Consider the following 7,121-nt stretch of genomic DNA (forward strand, 5'->3'; position numbering starts at 1 on the left):
ACGGAACAGGAAGTGTTTCCGATTATTGGATCGGCATCTTTACTGTTGGGAGAAGGCCGCCATGATGCGCAAAACCGCTCTTGCAATGATTGCCACACTGTCGCTATCCGGCGTTGCGGAGGCAGGCATGCTGTCGTCGCCGATGATGTCTTCACCGTCGCAAAGCGATATCGTGCAGGTTCAGGATTTCAACAGCCGCTCACAACGCAGCAACCAGAACCAAAACAACGGTTGGGATCGCCGCCAGCCACGCTTCGTCTGCGTCATCACGCCGCCCGACAGCGCCGATCGCTCGCGTCCCTATGTCTGCCCGGTTCAGCAGGGTCGCGTCGGTGGCCGTTGCCGCTGCTCCGGTGTAGTTGGCAGCGGCAGTATCGACACGGCCTGGTAAGCCCTTACTTTTCCAGCGTGACCACCGCCTCGACATGCGGCGACCAGAGGAACTGGTCGATCGGCGTCACGCTTGTGATGCGATAACCGCCCTCGACCAGGATGGAGAGATCGCGCGCCAGAGACAGCGGATTGCAGCTGACGGCGACGATCTTCTTCACCGTGCTGCGAACAAGCTCCTTGCATTGCGCTTCAGCACCCGCCCGCGGCGGATCGAAGACGACCGCGTCGTAAAGCTTCAGTTCCTTGGCAATCAGCGGATGACGGAACAGGTCACGCCGCTCAATTGTGACTGGCTTCAGGCCCGGCGTGTTGCGTGCGGCAAAATCCAGCGCCTTCAACGGCTTGTCTTCGGCTTCCACGCCATGCACCTTGCCGATACGCGCCAGCCGTAGCGTGAAAGTGCCGGTGCCGCAGAACAGATCGGCGATCCGCTTCGACTTGCCGACATGTGCCAGGACGCGTTCGGCCATGGCGTCTTCCGCTGCCTTCGTGGCCTGAAGGAAGCTTCCGGCCGGAGGCGCGACCTTCACGCTGCCAAATTCGATCACGGGCTTCTGCGGTTCGATGAGGATTTCGCCAGAAAGCGACACGCGAGCGATGCCGCGCATGGAGAGAACCGTTTCCGTCAGTGCCCTGCGCTGCTTGTCGTTGACGGATTTGATGCCGTCCACCGCAATATCGAGCCCGAAAAGTGTCTCCAACACCGTCATGCGGAAAGGCTCGGCATTGGATGCGAGCGGCAGGCCGATGGCGCGGATCGCGTCGAGCCTCGATACGATGGCAGTCGAAGCGATGGGACATTCCTCGATCGCGACGATATGGTGGCTATTGGCCTGGCTGAAGCCGAGAAGAAGTCCCTTCTCGGTTTTACGCGCAGTGAAGACAACGCGCCGCCGCTCACCGGGCCGACAGATCACCAGCGGCTCGACCTCCACATCCAGACCCTTTGAGCGCAGGGCCGAGACGACGAGGTTGCGCTTGAAGGCGTGATAGGGCTCGTCGGCCACATGTTGCAGCGAGCAGCCGCCGCAGGTGCCGTTCTTGCCTTCCGGCCCGAAGTGGCGACAGGCAGGTTCGCGACGATCAGGTGACGCCTGCGTAATCGAGATGATCGTGCCCTGGTCTTTCACCCGAGCAATGGCGACTGTCTCTCCCGGAAGAGAAAACGGCACATAGACCGTGCCGTCGGGACAGTGCGCAATGCCGTCGCCCTGGGCGCCGAGGCTCTGGATTTTGACGGTCTGCGTGCTCATGGCTTTCTGCCTCCGAGAAGGAATTCTACATTGCCATCTCCACCGGCAATCGGGGAGGGGATGAGACCAAGGCTTTCCCAGCCCATGTCTTCCGTTAGCCAGCGTTGCAGCTCTGCGGCAACCTGTGGGGCCGTTTCCGGCTCTTTCAACAGGCCGGCCTTGCTGATCGCCTCCCGCCCGGCTTCGAACTGCGGCTTGACGAGCAGAACCGCGAATGCACTGCTCGTGGCTAGATCGAGCGCTGGCGCGAGTGCAAGTTTCAGCGAAATGAAGGAGACGTCCGAGACGATGAAGCTGATCTCGCGACCGTCAATATCGTCCTGCGTCAAAAACCGCGCGTTTAGCCCCTCGATGCTGGTCACGCGCGGGTTGTTCTCCACACGCGGATGGATCTGTCCATGTCCCACATCGATTGCGGTGACGTGGCCCGCACCGCGCTCCAGCAGCACTTCTGTAAAGCCGCCTGTGGAAGCGCCGACATCAAGACACTCATGGCCTTGCGGATCCAGCTTGAAATGATCAAGGGCCGCGACGAGCTTGAGTGCTGCGCGCGAAACATAATCCTGCGCCGGATCGTCGATTGCGATAACCGCGTTCTCGGCAAAGCAGAGGCTCGGCTTGGTCACGATCTTGCCGTTCACGCTGACAGTGCCGCGCGATACCGCATCGCGCGCACGGGAGCGACTGGCAAACAGGCCTTTGGAGACCAGAAGCTGGTCCAGGCGTTGATTTTCGGATGTTTTGGTCATGGACAGTGTCAATGACGACCAATCGGGCGCAGTGCAAGCGCTTTGTGCCCGTGAGCTCAGGAACACTTCGTTTACCTTTTCCAATAGTGGCTTGGTTTGTCTTTTTAGAACGTTCAAATTTAAGTAAAAATCAACCGATTTGCAGCAATTTGCGAGGCTGAAAACAGATCCCGTCACTGACATGAAGGTTAGTCCGGAAAGCTATTGGTTCGCCGTCTGATGACTGATGAGCGGTCCTTGAGTCGAAGAAGAGTTGTCGATGTCTTTGAAAAATTTGCCTATCAACATCAAGCTGATGATGACTTTCGTCGCCTTGATGGGTGTGTGCCTCGTGGCCTCGGCAGTTGTCTTTCTTCAAACGCTGGATGCACAGCGTCTGTCTGAAACGCAGACACGCACCGCTCAACTCATGCAGACGGTGGACGAAGCGAAGGCCGCCATGCTGGAGCAGGTGGTCAACCAGCGCGGCTTTCTTCTGTTCCGTAGCGATAGCACCTACAAGGATGTCTTCGCGCAGCGCGACGTGATGCTCGCGAAACTGAAAGAAGCACGGGTATACGCCGCCGACCAACCGGATATTCTGAAATCCATCGACGAGATGGAAGCCGCTGCGACTGTCTTCTTCAAGCAACTGGCAGAGCCTCAGATCGCTGCTCGCAAGACGACGGAAGCCCCGGTCTCCGAAATCATCGAGATCGGCCGCAATCAGGCCAAGGGCCAGGTTGATGGCTTCCGCGCCGCTGCCGACAAGATCAAGGAACAGCTCGACACGTTGACAAAGTCGCAGATCGCCGCTCAACAGGGCGCGCAGGCCAATCTTCAATATGCGCTGCTCGGCGGTGGTGCCGCGGCGGGTCTTGTTTCGGTCCTCTTGATCTGGGCGTTGTCGCGCGCCATCGTCACGCCCATCGTCGGCATGACGGATGCCATGGGCCGCCTGGCCAATGGCGATAACAATGTCGATGTCCCTGCGCTTGATCGCGGCGACGAAGTCGGAAAAATGGCAAAGGCCGTTCTGGTCTTCAAGGATGGCGCCATCGAGAAACAGCGTCTTGCCGGCGAGACGGACCGCATGCGCTCCGCGACCGAAGCCGATCGTCTGCGCAACGAGGCTGAGAAGGAGCGTGCCGAAGCTGAGCAGGTCTTTGCCCGCGAAGAATTGGCAAAGGGGCTGCAGGCGCTCGCCGACGGCAATCTCGACTATCGCATCGAAAAGCCGTTCACTCCGTTCATCGAGCCACTTCGCGTGAACTACAACAACTCGCTCGACAGCTTGCAGCAGACATTGCGCAAGGTAGGCGAGAACGCTGCGGCCATCCATGCCGGCGCCGCCGAAATGCTGTCTGCAGCTGATGATCTGTCGCGCCGCACCGAACAGCAGGCGGCTTCCGTCGAAGAAACCGCCGCCGCCTTGGAAGAAGTGACCACGACGGTTCGCGACAGCGCCAAGGGTGCAGAAGAGGCTGGCGCTCTTGTGCAGCGCGCCCGTGCCGGTGCCGAACAATCCGGTGCCGTGGTACGCCGCGCCGTGGCCGCGATGCAGGAGATCGAAAAGTCCTCCGGCGAAATCACCAACATCATCGGCGTGATCGACGACATTGCCTTCCAGACGAACCTGCTTGCGTTGAATGCGGGTGTTGAAGCAGCCCGCGCCGGCGAAGCTGGCAAGGGTTTTGCTGTGGTTGCTCAGGAAGTGCGCGAACTCGCCCAACGTTCCGCCAATGCGGCAAAGGAAATCAAGTCGCTCATCAGCAACTCCAGCAAGCATGTCGAAAACGGTGTGGGCCTCGTTGGCGAAACCGGCAAGGCGCTGCAGATGATCGTGGCCGAGGTGGAAGAGATCAACGCCCATGTCAGCGCGATCGTCACCGCCTCACGTGAACAGGCAACTGGCCTGCAGGAGATCAACACCGCAGTCAACACCATGGACCAGGGAACGCAGCAGAACGCCGCCATGGTCGAACAGCAGACGGCAGCAAGCCACTCGCTTGCCCGTGAGGCAGAGTCGCTGAACAGCCTTATCGGCCAGTTCAACCTGGGAGCCGGCGCGGCCACGCGTGTTACGTCCATTACGTCAAGTTCAGCACCGATAGCACCACGCGCAGCGCCCGCCGCTGCACCAAAGCCGGTCTATTCGACGAAGCCAAGCTTTACACCCGCCGCAGTCAAACCAACGGCCCGCCCCGTTTCGTCGCCTGCACGTGCGCTCGGTAACACGCTCGCAAAGGCATTCGGCGCACCAGCAGAAACACCTGCGCTGAAGGCGAGTGAGCAGAACTGGGAAGAGTTCTAAGGGGAGCGATCAACACTTCGAAGTGGTCTGTGGTTAGATAACTTCAAAGACGTTGTAGAGACACCGGAAACAGCTATCAGAACGCGATGGGGGGTGGACATAGTTCCGCCCCTCAACTCGTTTCAGGACCCGCGTTCGCCTGCGCGGAAGGTACGTGCTGGAAGATTGGGTAAGAAATCGATCCACATTGCTGAGACAGGTGCGTCTCAGGCAAGCGCCTCGATTGCTTCGCAATCGGGCTCCTTACTCTAGCAAGTTGCGTGTCCTCGCCAAACTGAACACGTTCTAACTCATGAACAGAGCAGCTGAGCTGCAAGGCTTCAAGTCATAAACGCTAAGACACGTCATCTCCACGTCACCGCTATTGGAGCATGCCCAGAAGTCTGGCCGTTCCTAGACATCCGTCGCGCCATCTGTACCTGCTACTTCGATCTTTGCTCGATGTGAGGAGAGGTGAGTGCTGTAGATCCGCGGTTTCTTCCATAGAGCAGGTCAGCATCCTGGGAGAAGAGCAGTGGCCAGATACATCTTGATGGTTGAAAAATCGGCAGGACATTGAAGAAAAAGCGATACTGCCAGTAACTTGACCAAGCCGGAACAACCCAAAGGAACAAGGGATACACGGAGAATAGCGCCCTCTAAAAGTCTGGTATGTCGCGCAAAGGGCTCGACTAAACTTGCAGAGCGTTATAAAATCTAGCGATCAGTACCGGTCATCTTCGGCAGAAAAGAACGAAATCAGCTCGTTTCTTTCAGTTTTTTCAAGCACGCCGACCCAGTTTCTAGCCGAAAGGTTGCGGGGGGCTGACAGATCAGAAGCGCAGGATCTCTATTGAGATGAGAATACACTCTACTTGTTGCTTTTCTTTGGGAGCAATATTTTCATACAGGCGGCTAATACCTATTAAATAAAGCCGCTAATCTGTGTTTTCTGATAGTAATGGAAATGGCTCCCGTAAAAAATTGGTACACTATCTTAATTCAACAGCCCGCTAAAATACATGAATTTGAAGAATAAGGGCGTGCAAAAGGTGAGAATGTTAACCCGACTTTAAAGGTTTGCCTGCTACGAAATAGGCATAGTGAGTTATTCAAGCGGCAAATTTCATTAGCGGCATTCGCAATAGCTAGCGTGGGAAATCCGGGCTCCTCCAGCTCGAATTGCATGAAGCGGTTCCTACGCAGGTTCACATGAGCCATGTTCTCAACAATTTCGCTTTATTTGCGTGCGTCGGATTCCTGTCAGTGCGGACGGTCTCGGGCGGCAGATAGGCGCGACCAGTCGCCATTCGGTAAGGGACACGTTCATGACTACGATCATCTCATCCTTGTCTGCTGTGCAGATTTCAAAGCTTTCCACGTCCACGATCGCTGGCTTGACCTCGGCAGACGTGAATGCGCTTGATAGCACGAAGATCAAGGCCCTTTCGTCGGCTCAGCTCGCGGCCTTGACCACAGCTAACCTCGCTCTTCTGAGCTCCGATGACGTTCGCGCCATTTCCGTAAGTGCTGTCAAGGGCCTTACCTTGGACCAAATTAGCGTGCTGAGTACAACTCAACTCAGCGGCCTCAGCGCGGGCCAGGTCGTTGCTCTTTACACCAGCCAGGTCGACGCTCTTTCGACCGCTCAGCTCGAATCCCTGAACTCGACGCAGGTCGCCAGCCTTTCTTCAGCGCAGCTTGCGACGCTGGGCAGTGCGGACATCGCAGTTTTCTCGTCAGATGATATCAATGCGATCAGCGCTAAAGCGCTCGCAGGCCTGACGACAGCAACGCTGGCCGGCCTTAACAGTACAAATGCCGTGGGTCTGTCGAAGGCGCAGATCGCCTCCATGTCTTCGGCGCAGCTGGGCGCTCTCTCGTCCAACGCTCTGGCCACGCTCTCCAGCGATGAAGTCAAGGCCATCAGCACCAAGGCTCTTGCAGGCCTGACGGCGAGCAACCTGAGCACCGACAACATTGCCAACCTGACGCAGCAGCAGGTCGCAGCGCTCTCGACGACGCAGTTGGCCGCGATGACCACGACGCAGCTCGCCGCACTGACCTCTTCGCAGGTAGCGGGTCTGACCAACGCCCAGCTTGGGGCACTGAGCAGCGACAAACTGAACGTCTTCTCCTCCAGCGAGATTGCGGCGCTGAGCACCAAGGCACTTGCCGGTCTGACGACGACAGCTCTTTCTGGTCTTTCCAGCGACGTTGCCGTGGGTCTGTCGAAGGCGCAGATCGCCTCGATGTCTTCGGCGCAGCTGGGCGCTCTCTCGTCCAACGCTCTGGCCACGCTCTCCAGCGATGAAGTCAAGGCCATCAGCACCAAGGCTCTTGCAGGCCTAACGGCGAGCAACCTGAGCACCGACAACATTGCCAACCTGACGCAGCAGCAGGTCGCAGCGCTCTCGACGACGCAGTTGGCCGCGATGACCACGACGCAGCTCG

4 protein-coding genes and 1 pseudogene are annotated in these 7,121 nt (G+C 57.9%); 3 read left to right on the forward strand and 2 right to left on the reverse strand.

Going from position 1 to position 7,121, the window contains the following annotated elements:
* Positions 1-61: 61 nt before the first annotated feature.
* The gene (locus WKI41_RS15850; RefSeq protein WP_340194446.1) at positions 62-391 is read left to right on the forward strand and encodes a hypothetical protein; all 330 of its coding nucleotides are present in this window, start codon (positions 62-64) and stop codon (positions 389-391) included.
* Between the two features lie 4 nt (positions 392-395).
* On the opposite strand, the gene WKI41_RS15855 is transcribed toward WKI41_RS15850, so the two are convergent.
* Positions 396-1,646: a class I SAM-dependent RNA methyltransferase gene (locus tag WKI41_RS15855; RefSeq protein WP_340194447.1), complete on the reverse strand. Its 1,251-nt coding sequence runs from the start codon at positions 1,644-1,646 to the stop codon at positions 396-398.
* Positions 1,643-2,395, reverse strand: coding sequence for a TlyA family rRNA (cytidine-2'-O)-methyltransferase (locus WKI41_RS15860; RefSeq protein WP_340194448.1), 753 nt, complete (start codon positions 2,393-2,395; stop codon positions 1,643-1,645). The genes WKI41_RS15855 and WKI41_RS15860 overlap by 4 nt, the downstream gene beginning before the upstream one ends.
* Before the next feature lie 259 nt (positions 2,396-2,654).
* Here WKI41_RS15860 and WKI41_RS15865 point away from each other — a divergent pair, with 259 nt between their 5' ends.
* Both WKI41_RS15865 and WKI41_RS15870 read left to right on the forward strand, forming a co-directional pair.
* Entirely contained in the window at positions 2,655-4,688 is a 2,034-nt protein-coding gene (locus tag WKI41_RS15865) for a methyl-accepting chemotaxis protein (protein WP_340194449.1), read from the forward strand.
* A 1,307-nt stretch (positions 4,689-5,995) separates the two neighbouring features.
* A pseudogene (locus tag WKI41_RS15870) lies at positions 5,996-7,121 on the forward strand (ice nucleation-like protein); the annotation flags it as partial.

It is taken from the genome of Agrobacterium larrymoorei (assembly GCF_037722385.1).
In the GTDB taxonomy this organism is placed as follows: domain Bacteria; phylum Pseudomonadota; class Alphaproteobacteria; order Rhizobiales; family Rhizobiaceae; genus Agrobacterium; species Agrobacterium larrymoorei_C.

Excerpts from the sequence above, each read along its gene's own strand:
- WKI41_RS15855 (WP_340194447.1), bottom strand. The coding sequence starts at position 1,646 with ATGAGCACGCAGACCGTCAAAATCCAGAGCCTCGGCGCCCAGGGCGAC.
- WKI41_RS15860 (WP_340194448.1), bottom strand. The coding sequence starts at position 2,395 with ATGACCAAAACATCCGAAAATCAACGCCTGGACCAGCTTCTGGTCTCC.
- WKI41_RS15850 (WP_340194446.1), top strand. The coding sequence starts at position 62 with ATGATGCGCAAAACCGCTCTTGCAATGATTGCCACACTGTCGCTATCC.
- WKI41_RS15865 (WP_340194449.1), top strand. The coding sequence starts at position 2,655 with ATGTCTTTGAAAAATTTGCCTATCAACATCAAGCTGATGATGACTTTC.